The sequence below is a fragment of the Cupriavidus sp. SS-3 genome (assembly GCF_035818815.1).
Classification (GTDB): Bacteria; Pseudomonadota; Gammaproteobacteria; order Burkholderiales; family Burkholderiaceae; genus Cupriavidus; species Cupriavidus taiwanensis_C.
On record NZ_JAYLVT010000001.1, the window covers coordinates 305,437 to 330,360 of the forward strand.

Below are 24,924 nucleotides of genomic sequence, written 5' to 3' on the forward strand. Positions count from 1 at the left end.
GAGCATCGGTTACTCATTCGCGCAAAACGACGATGTAAGGAGACAGGCTATGAAGTACGTTGCGGCACTTGCTATCGGCTGGCTGGCATGCAGCCCCTCGTTTGGGCAGTCATTCCCCACGCGCCCGTTGACGCTGGTGGTCCCGTTTTCCCCGGGCGGTCCCACCGACGTTGTCGCGCGCCATCTGGGTGCGGCGATGGGACGTGCCCTGGCACAGACTGTCGTCGTGGAGAATCGCGCGAGCACGGGCGGTATCGTGGGGTCGGAGGCGGTGGTGCGTGCCGAACCGAATGGCTACACCCTCCTGATCCATAACATTGGCATGGCCACTCTGCCGGCATTGAGCAAAACGCTGCGCTTCGATCCAACCAAGGATTTCGAGTATATCGGGCTCGTAGCAGACGTTCCCATGACGCTTGTCGCGCGCCCGAACCTCGCGCCCAATGGCTTTAACGAGTTGCGCGCCTACATCTCGGCAAACCAGAAGAAGATCAACCTCGCGAACGCAGGAATCGGTACGGCGTCGCATCTCTGCGGGCTGATGCTGATGAGTCAGCTTCAATCCGCGATGACAAGCGTTCCTTACAAGGGCGCCGCGCCGGCGATGGTAGATGTTCAGGGTGGTCAGGTCGATCTGCTCTGTGACCAGGTGACGACGACGCTCCAGCCGATCAACACGGGCCGGGTCAAAGCGTATGGGAGCACGACGCCTTCACGGCTCGCGGCATTGCCCAGGCTGCCGACGCTGCGCGAGCAAGGACTGGGAGAGTTCGAGGTAACCGTATGGCATGGCATCTACGCGCCGAAGGGGACACCGCAACCGGTGGTCGCCAGGTTGGTCAAGGCGTTGCAGGACGCAGTGACCGATTCCGCGTTCAGGGAAGGGATGCAGAAGTTGGGGGCCATTCCGGTTTCGAAAGACCGAGCGACGCCGGAAGCGTTGTCCGCCCATCTGCGTAGCGAGATGGCGCGGTGGAGCCCCGTCATCAAGCAAGCAGACGCGTTTATCGACTAGGCCGCCAGAGGAGGGAGATGATGGACACCAGGCCGGCACATGCGGATACGGATGTGCAGTCCGAAGACGCCAGGTGCGTCGCGAAGGAAGCCGCTGCGCTGATGTTGTTCAGAGGTGAGCCGGCCTGCAGGGCCATTGCAGCCGCGGTGGCACGGCATGTTACCGACGCTTGCGCGGGACGTGAGTGCAGAGGCACCTTCGTCGAAGTCGAATCGACGTGGATACCGCCGGGCAGGGAACGCGAGGTTAGCGCTGCTGCCGAGGGGCTTCTTGCGGAGGTGACAGAGCGCCTCCGTGAGTCGATGCGGGACGCTGATTGAATTGGGTTCCGGTTCCTGGCCGATCGCAACAGTGAAGCTGCCGCTGTCCAGGGCAGACAGGAACCCTGGCTTACGGCTGCAAGTCAGTATGTGATCTGGCTCGCTAATACCTCATCTGAAGGCCCGCGCAAAAACAATTACGACGGAGCGTCACAGTTTCCTTCGGGCGCAGTTTCGGCCGCCTGTAATGTGAACTCGAATACGGCGCCCCGTGGCCGGTTCGGCCACGCGTGCAGGCGCCCGCCATGCGCTTCGAGAATGGCGCGACAGATCGACAGGCCCATGCCCAGGCCTTCGGCCTTGGTCGTGTAGAAAGGCTGGAACACCTGCTCCGTATCGGCAGGCAGGCCGACACCGACGTCGTGCACCGTGACCACAACTTCACGCGCTGGGCTGACTGCGGTGCGTACAGTGAGTTCGCGTGAATGCTCGAGGATCTCGCGCATTGCCTCGACGGCATTGATCACCAGATTCAGCAACACTTGCTGGAGCTGGATCTTGTCAGCCCACACCAGGGGTAGCGCGGGCAGCAGTTCCGTTTTCAGGATGACCTGGGTGCGATCCAGTTCGCCGGCAAAGAGCGGCAGCGTGTCGGCGATCATCTGGTTGAGATTGATGCGCTGCGCCTGCGGCCCGGCCTTGCGCAGCATCGCGCGCATGCCCGCGATAACGCTGCCAGCGCGTTCTCCTTGCTCGACAATGGCGTCCAGGGCTGCGACCGCCTGCTCGACGTCCGGTTGCTGGCGCTTGAGCCACCGTAGCGCGGCGCGTGCCTCGATGGTCAATGCCGCGATTGGCTGGCTCACTTCATGGGCGATTGACGCTGTCAGCGCGTTGAGTGTGGTGACGCGGCTTGCGTGCGCCAACTCTGCATGGGCCTGGCGCAGGGATTCATCTGCGCGCCGGCGGTGCTCGGAAAGCCGGCTGTTCTCAATGGCACTGGCCGCCTGGAATGCCAGCAGCTTGATCACCTCGATCCGTGCGGGAACGAACACACCTGGCGCAAGTGCGTTTTCAAGATAAAGCACTCCGGTCAGCCTGCCTTGATTCAGCAGCGGCAGGCACAGCATCGAACGTGCCCGGCGTTGGCGAACAAAGGGGTCGGCGGAAAAGGCCCCGCTGGCGGATCCATCGTTCATGACCACGTGCTCGCGAGAATCCAGCACGTGCTCGACCATCGCCAACGGCATATCGGCTGCATCGAGCGGTCGCACGGACAATGTCACCACGACCGATTCTTCGCGCACGGCAGCTTCGGCTGCAACGTGATGTTCGGCGCCTTCGGGCAAGATGAGCAGCCCCCGCGTCGCGCCGGCCTGCTCGATGGCGGTCCGGATCAGCGTCGCCAGCAGCCGTTCCAGCCCGGTCTCGCCCGAAATCGCCTCTGAGATCGCAATAACCGTGGCCAGGTCCAGATGCTGGAGCGGCGCGCCAATCGTGCCCATCGACGGCGTTGAGGCAAGGGCGGCTCCTGCATCGACCGCCAGCGCGGGATATTGCATATCGAGCTGCCAGACCTTGGCGTCTGCACCCCAGCGCATGTAACCGTGACGCGCCTGGCGCAAGTACACCAGCGCGACGTTATCGAGCCGGCGATCCAGATAAAAGCGCGCCGCCAGTTCGTTTGCCAGCGCCTGAATGTGGATCAGGTCGCTTTCGCGTGCCGAGGCGATAGCCGACTCGTACCCGCGCATCGCGTCGATGTCGCGTCCTTCGAGCCGGGCAATCTCTGCCTGGACCAGCGTGGCCCGGTGCGCAAACGTCGCCGGACAGCGCCGTGCCCATTGCGCCAACTGCCAATGGTGCCCGGCCAGGTCGGGAAGATGCGCTGCGAGTTCGCCCTCGACGGCCGGATTGCAGCACGCCGCGCGTGCCAGCGCCGCGTAAAAATGGTACTCGGCCTGCTCGAAGTAGGCCGGCGAGGTCCACAGAAGCGGGCGTGCCTGCTCGGCCGCATCCAGTGCCTCGGCCGCGGCGCCAGCCAGATAGCGAGCCTGAAGCTTGCGGATCCAGTACCAGCATGACACAAGCAGCAGGCCCACGTCACCGCGCAAGCGGGCTTCGAACGAGGCTTCGCTGAAATCCTTGGCGTCGAAGCGCCCGAACACCGGCGTGACCCCGCGCAGCGTACGTACGAGCTGGCGCTGAGGCGCAAGGCGGTCCGCCACCAACGTGAAGCGCGGCCCCCAGGCAAACACGCTGCCCGAGTCGGCATCGCGTTGCACGCTGGCGAGCGGATCACCGATCGCCAGCGCATGCGTCATCAGGTTGCTGCGGATGTAGGCGGCATAGGTGAGGTCGCCGATCTGCTGCGTCAATGTCAGCGCCTGGCGCAGCAGGCCGCGCGCGACGCGCAGCGGCTTGGACCAGTGCAGCAGATTCCCGCCGACGACTTGATATGCGCGTGCGCGTATCCGATCGATGCCCCGCCGTTCCGCAACCTCTATCGACAGCCGCTCGAATGCGACGCCGGCCGGTTCATCGGTGGAGGCGGCCACGTGCAGCATGGCCATCCATGCATAGGCCAGGGCCGATTCGTCGCTGTTGCCATGCGACAGGCTCAGGTTGACCATGCGTAGCAGCACAAGCCTGCGCAGCTGATCGTCGGTGTACCAGGCCGGCTGCACCAGCGCAATCAGCACGCGCATCGTCGCGAGCGCACCGGGGTCCGTCATCGGGGGCAGCGCAGCCAGTTCGGCGATCTCGCGCTCGCCGAGGTGGCGGGCGAACAGCGCCTCTTCGTGCGCCAATGCCGTTGCAGTCGGATGCGAGGCCCATTCGACTCCGGCACGCTGCAGGTAGGCAAGCCCAACCGTGACCGCTTCGGCCCGGCGCCCGCCGGTCATCAGCAGGCCCAGCTGGAGTTGCGTGAGGACTGCCAGCGCGGTGAGCGACGAGGTGCGCGCGGCCAGTGACTCCAGCCGATGCTCGGCGCGCGCCGAATCTCCCGTGAGAAACTCGCATTCGGCCATGTGCAGCGTCAAGTCGAAGGCGAGGGCCTGGTGCCGCGCGAAGCCGTGATCGCCCAGCAGCGCGAGCCCGATCGACAGATAGTGCAGCGCCGCGGTGTTGGCGCATGCGGACTTGGCGCGCAGCGCGGCAGCCAGGTTGAGTTCCGCGAGCCTGTCGCGCTCTTCCTGTACCTCGATGTTCTCGGTCGCGCGGTTCAGCTGTCCGACGATGGTAAAGACGCTCGCCTCGATCTCGTCGGACGGCGTGCGCTCGAGCAGCAGCCGGCCGACTCGCAAATGGAACGCCTGCCGCGTTGGCTCGGCGATGCGCGAATAGGCCGCTTCGAGGACTCGGTCGTGGGAGAAGCGCAGCACGTTCTCCCTGCACGAGACCAGCCCCGCGTGCACGGCTTCCCGGATCGCGGGCTCCAGTTCGCGGGCGTCGCCGGTCCAGCCGCGCGCCAGCGTGTCGACCGTGGTGTCGTTGCCAAGGCAGGCAAGCAGGGCCAGTGCCGATCGCGTACTGGCCGCCAGCCGGTCGATCCGTCCCACCATCAGCGCTACCACGTTGTCAGTCAGCGCCTTGGCTGCGAGCTGGTCGAGGTCCCAGGTCCAGCGTGCCGCACCGTGATCGAAGTGCAGCAGCCCCTCGTGGAACAGCTCGCTGATGAACTGCGTGGCGAAGAACGCATTGCCTGCCGTCTTCTCCATCACCAGTCGCGCAAGCGGCGCACTCGTGTCGGTATTGCAATGGAGCGCGTCGGCGACGAGCTGCCGCAGGTCGGATTCGCCGAGACAACCCAGCTCGACATGGACCACGGCGGCGCCGTCCGCGCGTAACGCATCGACACCGTGGATCGCGCTCTGGTCGTCTGTGACTTCGTGGCTGCGACAGGTGCAGACCACCAGCAGGTCTGCCGTGCCCGGATCAGTCAGCATCTGGTGCAGCAGCGTGACACTTTCGTCGTCGAGCCACTGGAAGTCGTCGAGGCACAGCGTCAGCGGCCGCGCGCTTCGCGCGAGAGCGGCCACGAGGTTGCGCAGCGCAAGCCGCACTTGCGGCCCGGTTTCGCGCGACGGCGTTTCCCGCATCCACGGTACCGGACCGAGCAGCGTCTTCAGTTCGGGCAGCAAGGGCACAAGCGCACCGGCGTTCGGCCCCAGCGCCTGCGCGATGACGGTGCGCCACGGAGCCATGTCGGCCGCGTGATCTGCCAGTCCATTGCGCAACAGGCCGCTGAGCGCTCGCGCGAGCGTTGCATAGGGCAGCCGTACGCCCGTATCGATGGGCGCCTCGGCCGCCAAGTCAGCCGGCGCGTCGGCCTTGCCGGCGGCATGGATCCCGCCGCGCCCGGCAACCGCGCGCGCAAACGACCGCATGAGCGACGTCTTGCCTACGCCAGAATGGCCGGAAACCATCACGATTTCGCTGCGCCCGGTGGAGGCCACGCGCTCGTACGCTTCCACCAGCGTCGCCATGGCCTGGTCGCGACCATAGAGGTGGTCGGGGATGGCCCAGGCCTCCGAAAGGTCGCGCTGCCCCAGTTCGAACGCTGCAATCTGCCCCTGCGCCGACAACGCCCGCCGGCAGTGCTGCAGGTCGCGCACCAGGCCTGCGGCCGTCTGGTAGCGCTCCTCGGGAGCCTTCGCCAGGAGCTTCATGACAAGCGCCGAAAGCATTGCAGGCACGGCTGGGTTGCGCTCGGCCGGCGGCCACGGCGAGCGCGCCAGGTGTGCATGGACCCAGTCCAGGGGTTCACTGGCGACGAAGGGCAGCACACCGGTGAGCATCTGGTAGAAGGTAACACCTAAGGCATACAGGTCGCTGCGTGCGTCGATCGCGCGATTCATCCGGCCCGTCTGTTCTGGCGACATATAGGGCAACGTACCGGAGATGTCACTGATGTCCGCACGTGCCTGGGCGCCGCGCGGTCCTCGCGACGCGATGCCGAAGCCCGTCAACCAGACCTGGCGCCGGTCCGGCGCCACCAAAACATGGGCGGGCTTCAAATCCTTGTGGATCAGGCCGCGCTGATGGAGATGGCTGACAGCCATGGTTACCGCCACGGCAATGTCGAGAAACATCGCCGGGTCCATCGGCCCACCCACCAGGTGGGCGAGTGGCTCGCCGCCCGGATCGTCGAGCAGCAGCATTGCCGTATCGCGCTCGCGCAGCAGCCTTAGCGGGCGGGCGGCCCAGGTCGCATCGATGGCGTCACGAAGCGCATATTCGTGACCGAGCCGGTCAAGCGCGGCCGGGGCGGAGGGATCATTGGCAGGCCAGACACCGAGCACGGACACCTTGCAACCATCGTCCTGCATCAGCCAGCCGCGGCCGAACAGCCGGTCGCCTGCCTCCCATGTGGAATCAAAGCGTAAGCGTACTCCCGCCTGCGGGAAAAACATGGAAAGCACCGTTATCGGGACCAATGTGCAAAAAAAACGGCTAGCTTGCAGGCGCAGCCGGGAGGCCGCATCTTACCAAATCGCCCATGTCGACACATAATCAACAGCCGCTGATGCGCCTGCGGTGTTGGACTGATCGCGTGTCAGCGTGCCGTGATCAGCTCAGTAAATCCTTAAATACTTGCCGGCCCCGCTAGCCTTGCGACAATGGCTTGATTTTTCACCTTTTTCGATTGTGCAAAGACTCGCAGCAATAATGCGATCCGGCGGATGGTTGGTGGTGGGAGGAGCGATCGCCTCGGTTCAGCCGGCGTGGGCCGGCTACCCGGATCAACCCATCACCATGGTCGTGCCTTATCCTCCGGGAGGGCCCGCGGATCTTATGGCGCGCCCGCTCGGCGAGGGACTGCAGACCGCGCTGGGAGTGCCTGTGGTGCTTCAATACAAGCCAGGCGCGGGCGGACAGATCGCCTTGCGCCACGTTCAACGCGCCAGCAACGATGGCTATACCCTCGTGCTCGCCCTGGCGGCCTACGCGATCGGGCCACTCGTGAGTCGGTCGGCCGGCTACGACCCAGTCAGTGATTTCCAGCCGGTCTCTCTGCTGGCAAAGCAACCATTGGTGCTCTATGTGGGCGCCACTTCGAAAATCACTTCTGTATCCGAACTGATCGTGCGCGCAAGGTCCCATCCGGTGACCGTGGCATCGTCCGGATACGGCAATACCAGCCATCTCGCCATCGAGTTGCTCTCGCAATCCGCCTCGATTCGAGTGACCCATGTGCCGTACCACGGCGGCGTCCAGGCGGTCACGGCCGCGATCAGTGGTGACGTGGACGCGGTGTTCGCGGGGGCCGATAGTCTCAGGTACGTCAAATCCGGGAAGTTGCGTGCTCTGGCGATTGCGAACGACACTCGCCTGCCGATCGCGCCTGAGACGCCCACCTTTGCGGAGGCCGGCTTGCAGAACATGTATGTCACCGGGTGGTATGGCGTTCTGGCCCCCAAGGGGACTGCGCGGGAACGAATCGAGAAACTCGATCGGGCGGTGAAGCATGTCCTGTCTGATTTGTCGAAGAACGAGGTGCTTTCAGGTTACGGTTTCAAGGTCGTGCACGCGGGCCCTGCGGACTTCCAGGCATTTATTCGACAGGAGCTGGCACGTTGGAGCAGGCTGGTCGCTGACCGCAACGTGGTTGCGGATGAGACCGAGAGTGGAAAAGCGGGAGTCGCCGGCAAGGATCGACGGTAAAAATCGGATTGCCGCCGACTTAGGCGCCATGGGGATCGGCTAGCGTCGAGTGGCGTTTGTATGTAATATACAAAATATCACCATATCGGTGCGGCCACGAGCCGCCCGCCGGAGACGCCATGCTCGACCCGTCCTTGTTCGGCCGCATGTCCTTTGCCGCCGCGGCCCCGGATGCAAGTCCGCTGCCCGCGGGTCGGCACCGGCTCGGCGTAGCCGAGGAACGCGATGCCGTGCTGTTCGTCCCGGAAGGGCTTGCACCCCATGAGCCGGTGCCGCTGATGGTCATGTTCCACGGCGCCGGCGGCTTCCCCGAAAAAGTCCTGCCGCATCTCGAAGCCCAGGCGCAGCGGCATCGCTTCCTGGTGCTGGCGCCGCATTCGCTCTATCCCACCTGGGACATCGTCATCGGCGGCAACGGGCCGGACCTGCAGCGGCTGCACCAGGCGCTGGCCGCGGTGACGTCGCGCTACCGGATCGATCCGCAGCGGCTGGCCTTTGCCGGGTTCTCTGACGGCGCCAGCTATGCGCTGTCGCTGGGCATTACCAACGGCGATATCGCCAGCCATGTGATCGCGTTCTCCGGCGGCTTCATGTCGGTGTTCATGCAGACCGGCATTCCCAAGGTGTTCGTCGCACACGGGCTGGCCGATGAGCAATTGCCGATTGCCAGCGCGCGCGCGCATGCGGCCAGGCTGCGCGCCGCGGGCTATGACGTGGAATACGTCGAGTTCGACGGGCCCCATGTCATCCATGCGCCGGTGGTCGAGCGCGCAATCGACTTCTTCCTGCAGTAAAACCCTGGCCGCTGGCCGGGCGCGGCCACACCATTGAACGGGAGCGCGGTACATGGATTTCGAGATTCCGGAGGCGCTGATCCATCCCCTGCTGGCGATGATCGAAACCGGTTCGCCGCTGGCCCGGCAGTTGCAGCAGCATGGTGTGTGCCACGGCAATATGCTGGTGTCGAGCAAGCTGTTCGACGCGCATGCGCTCAGTTCGCTCTATACGCTCAGCAAGACCCAGAACGAGCGCGCGCTGATGTTCCAGATGCTGGCGCTGGACAACATCTACAACGCGCCGCAGGCGCGCGTGATTCCGGGGCTGGACCAGCTGGTGGCGGGGCTGGCCGCGTACCTGTCGCGCGATGCCATCGACGGCTGGCTGTACCAGCGCAACCGCGACGGCGTGCTGCTGCCCTGGCTGGTACGCCGAATGCGTTATGTCTTGCCCGAGCAAGGCATGGCGTACGTAGTGGTGGACCTGCTCGCCAATACCATGCAGTCGGCCAACTCCGCGCTGACCGACCACCACCTGCGGCGCTCGGGCATGACTACGTCGATGGTGATCACGCGCGACGATATTGCCAACCGCACCATCCCGGAGTTGCTGGCCGAATTCGGCTTCTACAAGGAGTGCGCGGAATTCCGCCAGGAGTATGAACAGCACGCGCAGCGCTTCGTGCGCTGCCAGCGCGGCTTCGGCGCGCAGTTCGTGGCGACGCGCGCGGCGTTCGCGGTCGATGGCAAGGGCGCGGCCGAGCTGATCCCGATCGCCGATGCCGCGGGCGCGCGCTGCGTGAACGACGAGGAGCGGCTGGAGCGCCGATTCGAGATGACCTGCGACCCGTCGTTCTGGCGCGAGGCGGGCATCATGGAAGGCTTCGAGCGGGTGCCGCTGCATGGCTACGTGCACCTGTTCCACCTGGAGTGGCACCGCAATATCTGGGTCCACGTGCAGCACCTGGCCGACTACCGCTACCAGCCCGCGCTGCGCGACAAGCTGGTGCTCCCCGCGCACCACCGCGACCTGATCGACATCCTGACCTCGCACATGGACATGCTGGCGCCGGACTTCGTGCCCGGCAAGTCCGGCGGCACCACCATCCTGTGCCAGGGTGCGCCCGGCCTGGGCAAGACGCTGACCGCAGAGGTCTATGCCGAGGTGGTGGGCAAGCCGCTGTACCGCGTGCACTCCGGGCAGCTGGGCACCACCGCGGCGTCGGTGGGGGCCACGCTGATGACCATCCTGCGCCGCGCCATGCGCTGGAACGCAATCCTGCTGCTGGACGAGGCCGACGTCTATATCCGCCGCCGCGACAACGACCTCGAACACAATGCCATCGTCGCCGAGTTCCTGCGCACGCTGGAGTACTTCAGCGGCCTGCTGTTCATGACCACCAACCGCATCGGCGACGTCGACGATGCCATCCTGTCGCGCTGCATCGCCACCATCCACTACACCACGCCGTGCCGCGAGGATGCCGTGCGGCTGTGGCGGTTGCAGGCGGCGCAGTTCGGCGCGGAACTGGACGATGCGCTGATCGATGCGCTGGCCGACGCCTACCCCGCGGCGAGCGGGCGCGACATCAAGGAACTGCTGAAGCTGGCAACGCGCTACGGCAAGGCCAAGGAGATTCCGCTGTCGATGGACGTGTTCCGCCTGTGCGGGCAGTTCCGCGGGATCGGCTGACCACTGCGGCATACCGGCAAGGTCGAGGGCGCGGGTATGATGGCGCATCTGTCCAGGCAACCGCCCCAACCCCCGATGAGCCTCGACCCCGCCGAACTCCAGGCGCTACGCCCCTACCTGTTGCGCTTCGCGCGCCTGCAGCTGCGCGACGAGGCGGTGGCCGAGGATGCCGTCTCGGAAACGCTGCTGGCCGCGCTCGAGCATCCGGAGCGCTTTGCCGGCCAGTCGGCGCTGCGCACCTACCTGGTCGGCATCCTCAAACACAAGATCATCGACGCGCTGCGCAGCGGCAGGCGCGAGGTCAGGCTGGCGCTGGCTACCGACGGCGATGGACAGCCGCAGTCCGACGATGACGCCTTCGACGCCCTGTTCACGCGCAACGGCCACTACCAGGATCCACCCTCCGACTGGGGCGATCCGGAGCGCGCGTTCGAGCGCCGCGAGTTTTTCGAGATCCTGCAGCTATGTGTGGACCGCCTGCCGGCGCGCACCGGCCGTATCTTCATGATGCGGGAATGGCTGGAGCTGGACACCGAAGAAATCTGTCAGCATTTGCAGATCAGCGCGACCAATGCCTGGGCGATGCTCTACCGCGCCCGCATGCGCCTGCGCGAATGCCTCGAACTGCACTGGTTCGGGCAGCGTGGCCGGCCCGGCAAGGCCGGCTGAGCCTGCCTCCGCCCACGCCAGCGAACCGTCACGGACAAAGATGCCGGAAACCCCACCCTCCCGCCCGCCGCGCCGGCTGCTGCCGGATTGCGAAGAGGTCCACCACCTGACCATGAAGAGCCTGGACCTGCCGCTGTCGTGGGCGGAGCGGCTGCGCGTGCGCTCGCACCTGGCCATCTGCGATGCCTGCACCCGCTTCAGCGCGCAGATGCGCACGCTGCGCGAAGCCATGCACCGGCTGGGGCGCGACGAATGACAAAAGGCCAGCGCTGGCGCTGGCCTCTCTGCAGGATTTGTCGCCGGCGTGCGGCGTGGCCCGCTCAGGCGCGGGCGCCTTCGCCGTAGGGGTCGAACTTGCCGGTGCGGCTGCCTTCGGTAAAGGTGTCGAAGCCGCGGGCAGGCGATGCCGACACGCCGCTGCGGTCCAGGCCGGCCACGGTGCGGGCCCCGTCGGTGAAGGGGTCGGCCTTGCCGGTGCGGGCTCCGTCGGTAAAGGGGTCGGCCTTGCCGGCGCGGGCGCCGTCGGTGAAGGCGTCATGGCTGCGGAATTCATAACCATACTTGTCACCCGGCACGGTGCTGCGGAAGCTGTAGCCGTACTTGTCGCCGGGCAGCACGTCGGCGGCGGTGGCGGCTTGGGCGGCGCCCAGCGCGGCCAGGGTCAGGAGCAGGGCGGAAGCGAGGCGGGTGGTCTTGGTCATGATGGTTTCTCCATTAGCTTGTTGAATTTGTCAGAAGGCGTTGCTTTGTGTGCGTGCCGTTCATGTACGGAACTATAGGAGTCCAAGAGCAGCGTAAGCGGGCGCTTTGCCGGATGAGTTATTCAAAAATATTGAATTGTTGCGAACGGCCGCTCGCGCCGCCGCCATGACGCAAATGTAATGACCCCGTTGCCTGAATGACCGCGGTGCCTCGGTTAAACTTGCCGCTCGCTGGCCGGCCACCATCGGTGTCCGCAGCGCCGCCCTCACCATTCATGCAACGCCTGATCCTCGTTCTCCTCGCGCTCGTCCTGCCGCTCCAGTTCGCCTGGGCGGGAGCCGCCGCGTATTGCGGGCACGAGGTCGCCGCGGCCGCCAAGGCCCATTTCGGGCACCATGAGCACCGGCACCAGGCCGGCAGCGGCATGCCGGAGCAGCCCGCCGATCCCGCGCAGGACAAGGCCAAGCTGAACCTGGCTGATCCGGACTGCGGCGTCTGCCATATCGCCTCGCTGCCCTTCGCGCCGGCCGATGCGCAGGACGTACCCGCGCTGCGCCGGGTGGAGCTGGCGCCGCCAGTGCCCCAACCCCGCTTCTCCTCGCACAGCGCGCGGGCGCCCGACCGCCCGCAGTGGCTGCGTCTCGCTTAGCCGGCGAGACGACGCTTCCCCGCTATCCCGATCCATTCCGATCGCCTCCTGGCGTCATGACCGCATGACGCCGGGCGTCTCGCCGAATTCCCCCGGTTTTCTTCTGGTGCAATTCGATGCGAAGACTTTTGCTGCCGCTCGGGCTGGCGGCCGTGTTATCCAGCCCATTCCCCGGCGTCGCGCAGACGCCGCCCGCCGCCGTGGCGCTGCCACCGGCTGCCGCGCCGGCCGGCGCACTGGCCCCTATCCTGACCCTCGATGCCGCACTGGCGCTGGCTGAAGCCGGCAGCTTCACGCTGTCCGCCGCCGGCAAGGAGCTCGACGCCACCGAAGGCGACCTGATCCAGTCGCGCGTAATCCCCAATCCGGAACTGGCGGTGTCGATGGAAGACACGCGCAAGGCCTCGCGCTCGACCACCGGGCAGGTCAACCTGCCGATCGAACTTGGCGGCAAGCGCGCCGCGCGCATCGGCCTGGCCGAGCGCGGGCGCGAGCTGGCGCAGGCCGAGCTGGGCAGCACCCGCGCCGGGCTGCGCGCCACGGTGATCGCGGGCTTCTTCGGCGTGCTGGTGGCGCAGGAGCGCGTCCGCCTGGCCGAAGGTTCGGTCGGCATCGCCAGCCAGGCCGCCGACGCCGCGGGCCGGCGCGTGGCCGCGGGCAAGGTGGCACCGCTGGAAGCCACGCGCGCCCGGGTGGAGCAGGCCAATGCCGAGCTGGAGCTGGCCGAGGCCACCGGCGCGCTGCAGTCAGCGCGGCAGTCGCTGGCGGCGCTGTGGGGTGACAGCGTGCCGCGCTTCGACAAGGCACAGGGCGATCTCGATGCGCTGCCGTCGCGGCCAGCGCCGGCCGCGTTGCAGGCGGCGCTGGAAGATTCGCCGCTGCTCGAAGCCAGCCGCCTGGCGGCGGAGCGCAGCCGTGCCGAAGTGGCGGTGCAGCGCAGCCGCCAGTATCCCGACGTGACCGTGAGCCTGGGCGCCAAGCGCGACAACGAGGCCAACCGCAACATGGCGGTGCTGGGCGTGGCGATTCCGCTGCCGCTGTTCGACCGCAACCAGGGCAACCTGTACGCGGCGCTGCGCCGTGCCGACGGCGCGCAGGATGCGCACGCCGCCACGCGCGTGCGCCTGCAGGGCGAACTGCAGCAGGCCTCGACGCAGCTGTCGGTGTCGCGCGCCGCGGCGCAGACGCTGCAGGCCTCGGTGCTGCCGGCGGCCGAACAGGCCTACGCTGCCGCCTCGCGCGGGTTCGAGGCCGGCAAGTTCAATTTCCTCGACGTGCTGGATGCCCAGCGCACGCTGTTCCAGGCGCGCATCCGCTACCTGGACGTGCTGGCCCGCACCTATGACGCGGCCGCCAGCATCGATCGCATCCTCGGACACTGATACGGAAGCTGCAGACATGGCAATGAGCAAGCAACAACGGGCCGCGGTGGTGGCCATCCTGGTCGCGGGGCTTTTGGGCGGCGCGGCGATCCTGTTCACCGGCAAGGGCGGCCACACCAGCGGCGAGGCCGCGCACGGGCATGCCGAGCATGGCGACGAGCACGGGCACGAGCACGGCAAGGAGGGCGACAAGGCGGGCGACAAGGCGGAGGCCAAGGCAGGGGACAAGTCCGATTCACATGCCGGCGCGAGCGCGGCCCCGGCGCAGCCGCAGGCGGAAGGCAAGCCGCACGAGATCGCGCTGACGCCCGCGCAGATCGAGCGGGCCGGCATCGGCATGGCTACCGCCGCGGCCGCGGCGCTGCGCAGCAGCGTCGATTTCCCCGGCGAGATCCGCTTCAACGATGACCGCACCGCGCACGTGGTGCCGCGCGTCGCGGGCGTGGCGCAGGCGGTGCCGGCCAACCTGGGCCAGGCGGTGCGCAAGGGCGAGGTGCTGGCGCTGATCGCCAGCACCACGGTGGCGGAGCAGCGCAGCGAACTGCTGGCCGCGCAGAAGCGCGAGGCGCTGGCGCGGGCCACTTATGCGCGCGAGAAGACGCTGTGGCAGGAAAAGATCTCCGCCGAGCAGGACTACCAGCAGGCGCGCACGGCGCTGGAAGAGGCGCAGATCGCGGTGCAGAACGCGCGCCAGAAGCTCACCGCGATCGGCGCCGCCGAGCGCGGCGGGGCCGGCGGCGCGCTGAACCAGTTCGCGCTGCGCGCGCCGTTCGACGGCATCGTGGTCGAGAAGCACCTGTCGCTGGGTGAAGCGGTCAAGGAAGACGCCAGCGTCTTCACGATCTCGGACCTGAGTTCGGTCTGGGCCGAGTTCGTGGTGTCCGCGCGCGACCTGGACCGGGTGCGCGTGGGCGAGGCGGTCACGGTGCGCTCCAGCGCCTCCGCCACGCAGGCCGAAGGCAAGGTGTCCTACGTCGGCGCCTTGCTGGGCGAGCAGACCCGCACCGCCAAGGCGCGCGTGACCCTGGCCAATCCGGGCACGGCATGGCGCCCGGGGCTGTTCGTCACGGTCAGCGTGCTGGGCGCGCCGGTGCAGGTGCCGGTGACGGTCGCGGCGGATGCAGTGCAGCAGGTTGATGGCCAGAGCGTGGTGTTCGTCGCGGTGCCGGACGGGTTTGCGGTGCAGCCGGTCAGGACCGGGCGCACCGACGGCAAGCTGGTCGAGGTGACCCAGGGCCTGCAGGCCGGCGCGCGCTACGCCGCGGCCAACAGCTTCATCCTCAAGTCCGAGCTGGGCAAAGCCAGCGCCGGGCATGAGCACTGAGCGGGAGGCGCGCATGTTCGAACGCCTGATCCGCTTTGCCATTGCGCAACGCTGGCTGGTGCTGCTGGCGGTGCTGGGCATGGCCGCGCTGGGCCTGTACAGCTACACCCGGCTGCCGATCGACGCGGTGCCTGACATCACCAACGTGCAGGTGCAGATCAACACCGCCGCGCCGGGCTATTCGCCGCTGGAGACCGAGCAGCGCATCACCTACCCCGTCGAGACCGTGATGGCGGGGCTGCCCGGCCTGGAGCAGACCCGCTCGCTGTCGCGCTACGGGCTGTCGCAGGTAACGGTGATCTTCCGCGACGGCACCGACATCCACTTTGCGCGCCAGCTGGTCAACCAGCGCATCCAGGAGGCGCGCGACCAGCTGCCGCCCGGCATCACGCCCGCGATGGGGCCGATCTCGACCGGGCTGGGCGAGATCTACCTGTGGACGGTCGAAGCCGACCCCGGCGCGCGCAAGCCCGATGGCACCGCCTACACGCTGTCGGACCTGCGCGAAATCCAGGACTGGGTGATCCGGCCGCAGCTGCGCAACGTGCCGGGCGTGACCGAGGTCAACGCCATCGGCGGCCATGCGCGCGCCTACGTGGTGGCGCCCGAGCTGGCACGCATGGCCTCGTACGGGCTGTCGCTGGCCGATGTGGTGGGCGCGCTGGAGAAGAACAACGACAACGTTGGCGCCGGCTATATCGAGCGCCGCGGCGAGCAGTACCTGGTGCGCGTGCCGGGCCAGGTGCGCTCGCTCGACGAGATCGGCGACGTCATCGTCGGCAGCGCGCAGGGCCAGCCGATCCGCGTGCGCGACGTGGCCACGGTGCAGACCGGCGGCGAGCTGCGCACCGGCGCGGCCACCGAGAACGGCCGCGAGGTGGTGCTGGGCACGGTGTTCATGCTGATCGGCGAGAACAGCCGCGCGGTGTCGCAGGCGGTCGACCGCAAGATGGCCGAGATCAACCGCACGCTGCCGGCGGGGGTGAAGGCCGTCACCGTGTACGACCGCACCACGCTGGTCGACAAGGCCATCGCCACGGTCAAGAAGAACCTGCTGGAAGGCGCGGTGCTGGTGATCGCCATCCTGTTCCTGTTCCTCGGCAACCTGCGCGCGGCGCTGATCACCGCGCTGGTGATCCCGCTGTCGATGCTGTTCACCTTCACCGGCATGGTCCACTACCGCATCAGCGCCAACCTGATGAGCCTGGGCGCGCTGGACTTCGGCATCATCGTCGACGGCGCGGTGGTGATCGTCGAGAACTGCGTGCGCCGGCTGGCGCATGCGCAGGCCGCCCAGGGACGCGTGCTGACGCGCGACGAACGCCTGCAGGAAGTCTTTGCCGCCGCGCGCGAGGCGCGCCGGCCGCTGCTGTACGGCCAGCTGATCATCATGGTGGTGTACCTGCCGATCTTCGCGCTCACCGGGGTCGAGGGCAAGATGTTCCATCCGATGGCCTTTACCGTGGTGCTGGCGCTGCTGGGAGCGATGGTGCTGTCGGTGACCTTCGTGCCCGCGGCGGTGGCGCTGTTTATCGGCAACCGCGTGGCCGAGCGCGACAACCGGCTGATGGCGTGGGCGCGCCGCCGCTACGCGGTGCTGCTGGAGCGCGTGCTGGCGTCGACGCCGGTGGTGCTGGCCGGCGCCGGCGTGGCCGTGGTGTTGTGCCTGGCCATTGCCACGCGCCTGGGCAGCGAATTCGTGCCCAGCCTCAACGAAGGCGACCTCGCGGTGCAGGCGCTGCGCATTCCCGGCACCAGCCTGACGCAATCGGTGGCGATGCAGCAGCAGGTGGAGACCGCGCTCAAGGCCAAGTTCCCGGAGATCGAGCGCATCTTTGCCCGCACCGGCACCGCGGAGATTGCCTCGGACCCGATGCCACCGAATATCTCCGACGGCTACATCATGCTCAAGCCCGAATCGCAGTGGCCCGAGCCGCGCCGCACGCGCGACGCGCTGATCGCCGCGATCCGCGCCGAGGTGGGCAAGCTGCCGGGCAACAACTATGAGTTCTCGCAGCCGATCCAGCTGCGCTTCAACGAGCTGATCTCGGGCGTGCGCTCGGACGTGGCGGTCAAGGTGTTCGGCGACGACAACGCCGTGCTGGAGCAAACCGCCAACCGCATCGCCGCGGTGCTGCAGGACATTCCCGGCGCGGCCGAGGTCAAGGTCGAGCAGACCACCGGGCTGCCGATGCTGACGGTGCAGATCGACCGCAACCAGGCCGCGCGCTACGGGCTGAACCTGAGCGATATCCAGGACGCGGTGTCGATCGGCATCGGCGGCAAGGTGTCCGGCACTTTCTTCAGCGGCGACCGGCGCTTCGATATCGTGGTGCGCCTGCCCGAGGCCGTGCGCGCGGACATCGACGCGCTGCGGCGACTGCCGGTGGCGCTTCCGAAGGATGCCGGTGCGCGCACCAGCTACATCCCGCTGAGCGAAGTCGCCAGCGTGGAGATGGCGCCGGGCCCCAATCAGGTCTCGCGCGAGAACGGCAAGCGCCGCATCGTCGTCAGCGCCAATGTGCGCGGGCGCGATATCGGCAGCTTCGTGCCCGAGGCCGAGGCCGCCATCCGCGCGCGCGTGGCGATTCCCGCCGGCTACTGGACCAGCTGGGGCGGCACCTTCGAGCAGTTGCAATCCGCCACCGCGCGGCTGCGCGTGGTGGTGCCGCTGGCGCTGGGGCTGGTGTTCGTGCTGCTGTTCGCCATGTTCGGCAACGTCAAGGACGGGCTGCTGGTCTTCACCGGCATTCCGTTCGCGCTGACCGGCGGCATCCTGGCGCTGTGGCTGCGCGGTATCCCGTTGTCGATCTCGGCGGCGGTGGGCTTTATCGCGCTGTGCGGCGTGGCGGTGCTCAACGGACTGGTGATGCTGTCGTTCATCCGCTCGCTGCGCGAGGCCGGCCACGGTCTGGACCACGCCATCCGCGCAGGCGCGCTGACGCGCCTGCGCCCGGTGCTGATGACGGCGCTGGTGGCCTCGCTCGGCTTCGTGCCGATGGCGCTGGCCACCGGCACCGGTGCCGAGGTGCAGCGGCCGCTGGCGACGGTGGTGATCGGCGGCATCCTGTCGTCGACGGCGCTGACGCTGCTGGTGCTGCCGGTGCTGTACCGGCTGGCGCATCGCAACGATGCGCCGGCGGCGGTGCGCGCCGATGGGCAGGTGGCGCCGATGGAGAGGTGACAAGCGCGCCCGGCGGCCTATTGCGGCGTGCCGGGCGGCGTGCCGGGCAGCGCCCCGGGCGTCAGCACGCTCATTCCCGAGACCCCGCTCGAGGTGGTGCGGCGCTGGCTCATCAGGACACCGTTCTGGTCGAATTCGAACAGCACCGTCGAAGTGCGGATCGCGCCGCCGGCAAACAATGGCCCGATGAAGGGGATGAAGCTCTCGGGGTGGGGCTGCGAGGCAGCGAACGAGTAGACCAGGATGGTCGAGCCGTCGCGCAGTGTCGCTTTCGAGGAGGGCGGGCCGAGCTGCGCAGTGACCTCGTCGAGCGTGGAAAAACCGGGCAGGAAGTTCGACAAGTGCTCGGGCTTCACGTCGACGCCGGTGGAAACGCATGCCGCCAACATGAGGCTGGCCACAACCAGTGCGTGAACATGCTTCATGTCGTCACCGCCGTACTTGGTATGGCGTGGCCGCGCGAGGCGCCCGGCACGCCGTGCTCAAAGCATACAACCAATCGACGGGCCGCAGCGCCACTGCATTCGACGCTTCACGACACCGTGAAGCTTCCGGCCCGGCCGCGGCGGCATGATGCCGAGGTGCGCCCGAGCTTGCGGCGCAATCAGCCAATACATGCGATTCGCGCCGCCATGCCAGAGACCATCACAGCCACCGTTACCGGGATCGATCCGCTCAGCGCCGTCATGCATCCCGACCCCTATCCCTACTACCGTGAACTGGCCGCCACCCGGCCCTTCTTCCGCGAGCAACGCCTGGGGCTGTGGATTGCCGCCGGGCCGAGCGAAGTGGCAGCCGTGCTGGCCCATCCCGACTGCCGCGTGCGCCCCGCCACGCAGCCGGTGCCGCCCGCGCTGGCCGGCACCGCGGCCGGCGACCTGTTCGGCCGGCTGGTCCGCATGAACGATGGCGCCGCGCATGCGCCGCTGAAGGCGCTGCTGATGCCGATGCTGGCGGCCGTGGATCCGGGCGTCGCGGCGCAACACGCCGCCGCGATGGCGCAAATGATGGATCCGGGCGAGCACGCGCACGCTGCCATGACGGCCGCGTCGGTCAACCGCTGGCTCTTCGCCCTGCCGGTCGTCACGGTGGCAGCCGTGCTCGGCCTGCCGGTGACGCGCGACCGCGGCACGGCGGTTGAGGTCGCGCAGCAAGTTGCCGCGTTCGCCGCGGCCCAGTCGCCGCTGGCGGACGCGGACACCGTGCGCGGCGGCGTCGAGGCGGCGCGGTGGCTGGGCACGTGGCTGGACGCCTCGCTCGCCATCAGCGTAGCAGCTGACGGCCCGCTGCCGGTGCTGCAACGCGCGGCACTGGCTGCCGGCATCGAGGCGCAGGCGGTCGCCGCCAATATCATCGGCCTGCTGGTCCAGGCCTGCGAAGCGACTGCCGGGCTCGCCGGCAATACGCTGCTGCGGCTGGGCCGCAATCCATCGGCCGGCGGTATGCCGTTGCAGGGCGTGGTGGCGCGCGTCGCGCAGGACGACCCGCCGGTGCAGAATACGCGCCGATTTCTTGCTGCGGACACCGGGCTTTGCGGCCACGCCGTCAAGGCCGGCGACACGGTGCTGGTGCTGCTGGCCGCGGCGTCGACCAGCGGCCTTGCCGACGATGCGCGCGCGTGGACCTTTGGCCATGGCCGCCATGCTTGCCCCGGGGACCGGCTGGCGCAAGCGCTGGCTGTGGCGACGGTGTCGGCGCTGTGCGCGCGCGGCGCCGAGCCGGCTGCGCTGGCGCGCGCATTCCGCTATCGTCCGTCGCTGAACGCGCGCATTCCGCATTTCCTTTGATCTCATGGAGACCAACATGATCGCCGTCATCTTCGAAGTCGAGCCCGCGCCGGGCCGGCAGGACGCCTACCTCGACATCGCCGCGCACCTGCGCCCGCAGCTCGAGGCCATCGACGGCTTTATCTCGGTGGAGCGCTTCCAGAGCCTGACCAACCCCGGCAAGCTGCTGTCGCTGTCGTTCTTCCGCGACGAGGCCGCGGTGATCGCGTGGCGCAATACGCTGGCGCATCGCCAGGCGCAGGCCGCCGGACGCGGCGGCGTGTTTGCCGGCTACCGGCTGCGCGTGGCGCAGGTGCTGCGCGACTACGGGCTCGATGCGCGCGAGCAGGCGCCGGCGGACAGCCGCGCGGTGCACGACCGCGATGCGGGCTGAAGGTGTGGCGATGACGATGGAATCGATCGGCGCGCAGGCCGCCTTTATCGGCCTGACATTCCTGCTGGCGGGCTTCGTCAAGGGCGTGGTGGGGCTGGGCCTGCCCACGGTCGCGGTGGGCATGCTGGGGCTGGTGATGCCGCCGGCGCAGGCCGCGGCGCTGCTGGTGGCGCCGTCGATGGTGACCAACGTGGTGCAGCTGTTCAGCGGCCCGCGCTTCGGCCTGCTGGTGCGGCGCCTGTGGCCGATGCTGGCGGCGATCTGCGCCGGCACCTGGCTGTGCGCGGCACTGGTGCCGGCCGGCATGATGACGCACGCGACGTCCGCGCTGGGCGTGGCGCTGGTGCTGTACGCGGTGGTGGGGCTGGCGGCGGTAAAGCTGACGGTGCCGGCCGGCGCGGAACGCTGGCTCGGGCCGCTGGTCGGGCTGGTCACCGGCGGCATCACCGCGGTCACGGGCGTGTTCGTGATTCCGGCCGTGCCCTACCTGCAAGGGCTGGGGCTGGACAAGGAGAGCCTGGTGCAGGCGCTGGGCCTGTCGTTCACGGTGTCGACCGTGGCGCTGGCGGTCAGCCTGGCGCTGGGCGGAGCGCTGCTGCATATGCCGGTGCTTGGGGCGTCAGCGCTGGCGCTGGTGCCTGCGCTGGGCGGGATGTTCCTGGGGCAGTGGCTGCGCCACCGGATCAGTGCGGAGCGCTTTCGCAAGCTGTTTTTCTGCGGGTTGCTGGTGTTGGGTGGGGAACTGGCGATGCGGGGGTTGGGGTGAGGGGCGTTGAGCTCTTTCGCTTGCGGTCGGTTGCTCCCCTCTCCCGCAAGCGGGAGAGGGAGTACCCAACCGGTGTTGGTCGTTTCCCTGCCTTGGAAATATCTCAGCGGCTCGCCTGCACCGTCCTGCCATTCAGCGGCTGCACCGGCCGCGCGTTCATCGGATAGAGCTTCCGGAACGCTGCCAATTGCGCCGGCGACACTTCCACCGGAGTCTTCAGCACCTGCCAGCGCACGTCCTCGCTGCATGGCGGCGTCGTCAGCGAACCGGTGAAGGACCAATAGGCCTGTTGAGTCGGCAGCAGCGCCGCAACGTCCAGCGGCGCAGCCAGTTCACGTGATTCGCCGCCCTTGGCCGGCAGGCTGGCGAACACCGGCTTGAGCGCTGCGTTCTCGCGGCCCGACTTGAACAGCACGGCCACCACCGCCAGCTTGCCTTCGGCGTTCTGATGCACCAGGTGCGCCACCAGCGGATAGGTCTTGCCGTTGACCTTCTCTTCGCTCGGCGTGTGGAAGTGGAACTGCAACAGCTTGTACGGCACGCCGTCCAGTTCGATCTGTCCCGCCGCCGGCAGGTTGACCTGCACGGTGTGGCCGTTGTTGACCACGGTGCCGGGCGCCGCGGCGTAGCCGAAGCTGATCGGCTTCAGGTTGGCGGGCCTGGCCTTGCCGGTGCGGATGTCGATGGGTGACTGGTGCTTGCCCAGCGCGCAGGTCTGGTAGGCCTGGTCCAGCTCGGCCCAGTGGCTGGTGCCGGTGGGGCCGGTGTAGCTCCAGTGCGGTTCGTTGCCGGCCCATGCGGCCGGTGCGAGCAAGGCGGCGCAGAGGGTGAAAAGCGGCAGCTTGGTGTTCATGTGTCGATGCGTCCTCGTGTTGGTAAACCCCTTGTTTTCCGACGTGGTGTTATCGATCTGTCCCAGTCTTGAGTGCCGGGTCCGGGCCCGGGCCGGAAATCATGCAGCAAAACTGCCGGCAGGCGAATAAGGCATTGCTGAATTCCGGTCTGCACTGCGCTTAACGCGGGTAAGGGCTGCATGTCTCTGCGCGATTGATGCGTGTCGCTCATGCTGTCACGCAAGCGACATCAAGCCGACATATCGGCCCACCACCATGGCGCATTGCCCAACTCCAGGAACCCTGCAATGCGCCTGAGCGTCTTCCCTTCGCGCCGGACCCGAGCGGCACTGGCTACTGCCGCGGTGGCGGCATCGCTGCTGGCGGCATGCGGCGGCGACGATAACGACAGCGGCAACGGCACGCCCGCGGTCACCGCCCCTACGCTGGTGGGCCGCGCCGTGCTGCCCGCCGCCACCTTTGCCAGCGGGCCGCAGTCGGGGCGCTATGTCACCGGCGACCTCAACGGGCAGAGCGCGCCGTTTGCTTCACAGCCGGTGCAGGGTTTCTCGGCGGTGCTGCGCAACCCGGACGGCAGCTTCATGGTGATGGCCGACAACGGCTACGGTTCGCTGGAAAACTCGGCCGACTTCAACCTGCGCGTCTACACGGTGGCGCCCACGTTCAAGACTGCGGCTGGCGGCGCGGGCAGCGTGGCGGTGCGCAGCTTTATCGAGCTGAAGGACCCGAACCGGCATGTCAAGTTCGCCATCGCGAACCAGTTCACCACCGAGCGCGTGCTGACCGGCGCCGACTTCGATATCGAGAGCATGCAGCGCGCCAGCGACGGCACGCTGTGGTTCGGCGATGAGTTTGGCCCGTTCCTGCTGCATACCGACGCCAACGGCGTGCTGCTGGAAGCCCCGATCCCGCTGCCGGATTTCGAGAACGCCGGCAAGGAGATCCGCTCGCCGCAGAACCCGTTCAACGAAGAGGCCACGCCGGTGCGCATCATGAACGCGGTGCGTGCGCATGCCTTCGCGCATGGCGGCACGCGCGCGCCGGTGTTTGCGCCGTATTACGTGCAGCTCAAGTACGACGTCAACGGCGTCAAGTCGAGCCCCGACGCGCACTACGCGCGCGGCGGCAACCCGCAGCCGGGGCTGGTGCCGGCAGTGTCCGACACGCTCGACGTGGCCTCGCTCAAGGCCGCCGGCTACAGCGTGGTGACCTGGACCGTCAACGACAGCGCCAAGATGACCGAGCTGCTGAAGGCTGGCGTCAACGGCATCATCTCGGACCGGCCTGACCTGCTGTACGCGGCCGTCGCCGCCTACGATGCCAACGGCGACGGCAAGGCCGGCGACTACCTGAGCGCCGACGGCCTGATCGACGCCGCCAGGTTCGATGCGCAGGGCCACCGTGGCGCGCGCGACCTGCGCCCGGAGAACACCCTGCCGGCGATGGAGGCCGCGCTGGACAACCTGATGACCACGCTGGAGACCGATGTCGGCATCACCGCCGATGGCGTCGCGGTGCTCAAGCACGATCCCTATATCGAATCGGTCAAGTGCCGTCGCGCCGATGGCGCGCCCTACGGCACCGCCGACGAAGTGCTGATCAGGAACCTGACCGCGGCGCAGATACAGTCCACCTATATCTGCGACAAGCTGTTCCGAGGCCCGAGCCAGCGCAACGATGTGGCGCTGTCACCGGTGTCGGCGGCGGTGGCGGCCGGCAAGGGCTACGCCAGCCCGTACGTGGTACCGCGCGCGCAGGACGTATTCGACCTGGTCAGCGCCTATGTCGCGTACTACGGCACCGGCGCCGGCCAGGGTCATCCGCAGGCGGCGCAGCGGGTGAAGAACGCGCAGGCGGTGCGCTTCAATCTCGAGACCAAGCTCAACCCGCGCAGCGACAAGGACGGCAAGGGCAATGTCTACAAGGACCGCACCGTCGGCGCCGAGCAGATGGCCGACACGCTGGCGGGCGTGATCAATGCCGCCGGCATGGCCCAGCGCGCCGATATCCAGAGCTTCGACTTCCGCACGCTGCTGCGCGTGCAGGAGAAGTTCCCGGCGATCCGCACGGTGTATCTGTTCGGCGACTTCCCGATCTATGGCGACGCGGCCAACAGCGACGACGGCACCAACATGCAGGACGAGGCCGGCGCCAACACGCCATGGATGGCGGGCCTGTACTGGCCGTACCGCGCCACCGTGACGTCGAACCCCATGCGCGCCAAGCGCTCGGGCGGCTTCGAGGGCATGGCGATCAGCCCGGACGGCAGCAAGCTCTATCCGCTGCTGGAACTGCCGCTGGCCGGCCACGACGGCAAGACGCTGCTGATCTCGGAGTTCGATATCGCCACGCGCCGGTACACCGGGGTGCAATACAAGTACCGGCTCGACGACAAGGGCACCAATATCGGCGATTTCATCCTGTTCAACGCCAGCGAGGGCATTGTCATCGAGCGCGACGGCTCGCAGGGCGACCTGAACGGCTTCAAGAAGCTGTTCCAGGTGACGCTGGGCAAGCCGGGCGACTATGTCGTCAAGTCCGAACTGGCCAACCTGATGGCGCTGCGCGACCCGTCCGGCATCAGCACCGGCGGTGCCCCGGGCGACGTGGCGCTGGGCGATCCGTTCGGCATGCCGTTCAACACCATCGAAGACGTGCTGGTGCTGGACCCGACCACGCTGCTGGTGATCGACGACAACAACTTCCCGTTCAGCGTGGGGCGGCATGTCGGCAGCAAGATGCCGGATGACAGCGAGTTCATCCAGATCCGGCTGCCCAAGGCGCTCAACGTGGGGGGCTAGGACGCCAGCTGGGCGCGACG

At 67.7% G+C, this 24,924-nt stretch carries 18 protein-coding genes; 14 read left to right on the forward strand and 4 right to left on the reverse strand.

The features are described from left to right. The first annotated feature begins 49 nt into the window (after window positions 1-49). Entirely contained in the window at window positions 50-1,015 is a 966-nt protein-coding gene (locus U9J39_RS01350; protein WP_326346343.1) for a tripartite tricarboxylate transporter substrate-binding protein, read from the forward strand. A 457-nt stretch (window positions 1,016-1,472) separates the two neighbouring features. Here U9J39_RS01350 and U9J39_RS01355 read toward each other — a convergent pair whose 3' ends face one another. After that, the gene (locus U9J39_RS01355; RefSeq protein ID WP_326346344.1) at window positions 1,473-6,692 is read right to left on the reverse strand and encodes a trifunctional serine/threonine-protein kinase/ATP-binding protein/sensor histidine kinase; all 5,220 of its coding nucleotides are present in this window, start codon (window positions 6,690-6,692) and stop codon (window positions 1,473-1,475) included. 382 nt (window positions 6,693-7,074) lie between these two features. Here U9J39_RS01355 and U9J39_RS01360 point away from each other — a divergent pair, with 382 nt between their 5' ends. The 5 genes from U9J39_RS01360 to U9J39_RS01380 all read left to right on the forward strand — a co-directional run bounded on the left by U9J39_RS01360 (window position 7,075) and on the right by U9J39_RS01380 (window position 11,338). Further along, complete coding sequence (locus U9J39_RS01360; RefSeq protein WP_326346345.1) at window positions 7,075-7,944, forward strand: tripartite tricarboxylate transporter substrate binding protein; 870 nt, start codon at window positions 7,075-7,077, stop codon at window positions 7,942-7,944. 119 nt (window positions 7,945-8,063) lie between these two features. Then, a complete protein-coding gene (locus U9J39_RS01365; protein WP_326346346.1) occupies window positions 8,064-8,738 on the forward strand; it encodes an alpha/beta hydrolase in 675 nt (224 codons plus the stop codon). 52 nt (window positions 8,739-8,790) lie between these two features. Further along, the gene (locus tag U9J39_RS01370; protein ID WP_326346347.1) at window positions 8,791-10,413 is read left to right on the forward strand and encodes an ATP-binding protein; all 1,623 of its coding nucleotides are present in this window, start codon (window positions 8,791-8,793) and stop codon (window positions 10,411-10,413) included. A 75-nt stretch (window positions 10,414-10,488) separates the two neighbouring features. Continuing rightward, entirely contained in the window at window positions 10,489-11,082 is a 594-nt protein-coding gene (locus U9J39_RS01375; RefSeq protein WP_115681961.1) for a sigma-70 family RNA polymerase sigma factor, read from the forward strand. Window positions 11,083-11,122: 40 nt separating this feature from the next. Then, window positions 11,123-11,338 carry a zf-HC2 domain-containing protein gene (locus U9J39_RS01380; RefSeq protein WP_112775749.1) on the forward strand — a complete coding sequence of 72 codons (216 nt, stop codon included), beginning with the start codon at window positions 11,123-11,125 and terminating at the stop codon, window positions 11,336-11,338. 64 nt (window positions 11,339-11,402) lie between these two features. Here U9J39_RS01380 and U9J39_RS01385 read toward each other — a convergent pair whose 3' ends face one another. Continuing rightward, window positions 11,403-11,783, reverse strand: a complete 381-nt coding sequence (locus U9J39_RS01385) for a hypothetical protein (RefSeq protein WP_115714076.1) — start codon at window positions 11,781-11,783, stop codon at window positions 11,403-11,405. Between the two features lie 275 nt (window positions 11,784-12,058). Between U9J39_RS01385 and czcI the strand changes: the two genes are divergently transcribed. The 4 genes from czcI to U9J39_RS01405 all read left to right on the forward strand — a co-directional run bounded on the left by czcI (window position 12,059) and on the right by U9J39_RS01405 (window position 18,323). Then, entirely contained in the window at window positions 12,059-12,433 is a 375-nt protein-coding gene (gene czcI / locus U9J39_RS01390; RefSeq protein ID WP_115714075.1) for a cation efflux protein, CzcI family, read from the forward strand. A gap of 116 nt (window positions 12,434-12,549) precedes the next feature. After that, entirely contained in the window at window positions 12,550-13,815 is a 1,266-nt protein-coding gene (locus U9J39_RS01395) for a TolC family protein (RefSeq protein ID WP_116313892.1), read from the forward strand. A 16-nt stretch (window positions 13,816-13,831) separates the two neighbouring features. Beyond that, entirely contained in the window at window positions 13,832-15,139 is a 1,308-nt protein-coding gene (locus tag U9J39_RS01400; RefSeq protein WP_326346348.1) for an efflux RND transporter periplasmic adaptor subunit, read from the forward strand. Window positions 15,140-15,152: 13 nt separating this feature from the next. After that, entirely contained in the window at window positions 15,153-18,323 is a 3,171-nt protein-coding gene (locus U9J39_RS01405) for a CusA/CzcA family heavy metal efflux RND transporter (RefSeq protein ID WP_326346349.1), read from the forward strand. Window positions 18,324-18,340: 17 nt separating this feature from the next. Here U9J39_RS01405 and U9J39_RS01410 read toward each other — a convergent pair whose 3' ends face one another. After that, window positions 18,341-18,748, reverse strand: coding sequence for a hypothetical protein (locus U9J39_RS01410; RefSeq protein ID WP_115714071.1), 408 nt, complete (start codon window positions 18,746-18,748; stop codon window positions 18,341-18,343). 207 nt (window positions 18,749-18,955) lie between these two features. Here U9J39_RS01410 and U9J39_RS01415 point away from each other — a divergent pair, with 207 nt between their 5' ends. The 3 genes from U9J39_RS01415 to U9J39_RS01425 are packed head-to-tail and all read left to right on the forward strand — an operon-like array spanning window position 18,956 to window position 21,249. Beyond that, window positions 18,956-20,110 carry a cytochrome P450 gene (locus U9J39_RS01415; protein WP_326346350.1) on the forward strand — a complete coding sequence of 385 codons (1,155 nt, stop codon included), beginning with the start codon at window positions 18,956-18,958 and terminating at the stop codon, window positions 20,108-20,110. A 16-nt stretch (window positions 20,111-20,126) separates the two neighbouring features. Then, on the forward strand, window positions 20,127-20,483 hold the full coding sequence (locus U9J39_RS01420; protein WP_115681952.1) for an antibiotic biosynthesis monooxygenase family protein: 357 nt from the start codon (window positions 20,127-20,129) through the stop codon (window positions 20,481-20,483). A 10-nt stretch (window positions 20,484-20,493) separates the two neighbouring features. Further along, window positions 20,494-21,249 (forward strand): sulfite exporter TauE/SafE family protein, encoded by a 756-nt coding sequence (locus U9J39_RS01425; protein WP_116313896.1) that lies wholly within the window; start codon window positions 20,494-20,496, stop codon window positions 21,247-21,249. A 103-nt stretch (window positions 21,250-21,352) separates the two neighbouring features. On the opposite strand, the gene U9J39_RS01430 is transcribed toward U9J39_RS01425, so the two are convergent. Further along, window positions 21,353-22,102 (reverse strand): carbonic anhydrase, encoded by a 750-nt coding sequence (locus tag U9J39_RS01430; RefSeq protein ID WP_326346351.1) that lies wholly within the window; start codon window positions 22,100-22,102, stop codon window positions 21,353-21,355. A gap of 288 nt (window positions 22,103-22,390) precedes the next feature. Here U9J39_RS01430 and U9J39_RS01435 point away from each other — a divergent pair, with 288 nt between their 5' ends. Further along, the gene (locus tag U9J39_RS01435) at window positions 22,391-24,904 is read left to right on the forward strand and encodes an esterase-like activity of phytase family protein (protein WP_326346352.1); all 2,514 of its coding nucleotides are present in this window, start codon (window positions 22,391-22,393) and stop codon (window positions 24,902-24,904) included. The last annotated feature ends 20 nt before the right edge of the window (window positions 24,905-24,924 follow it).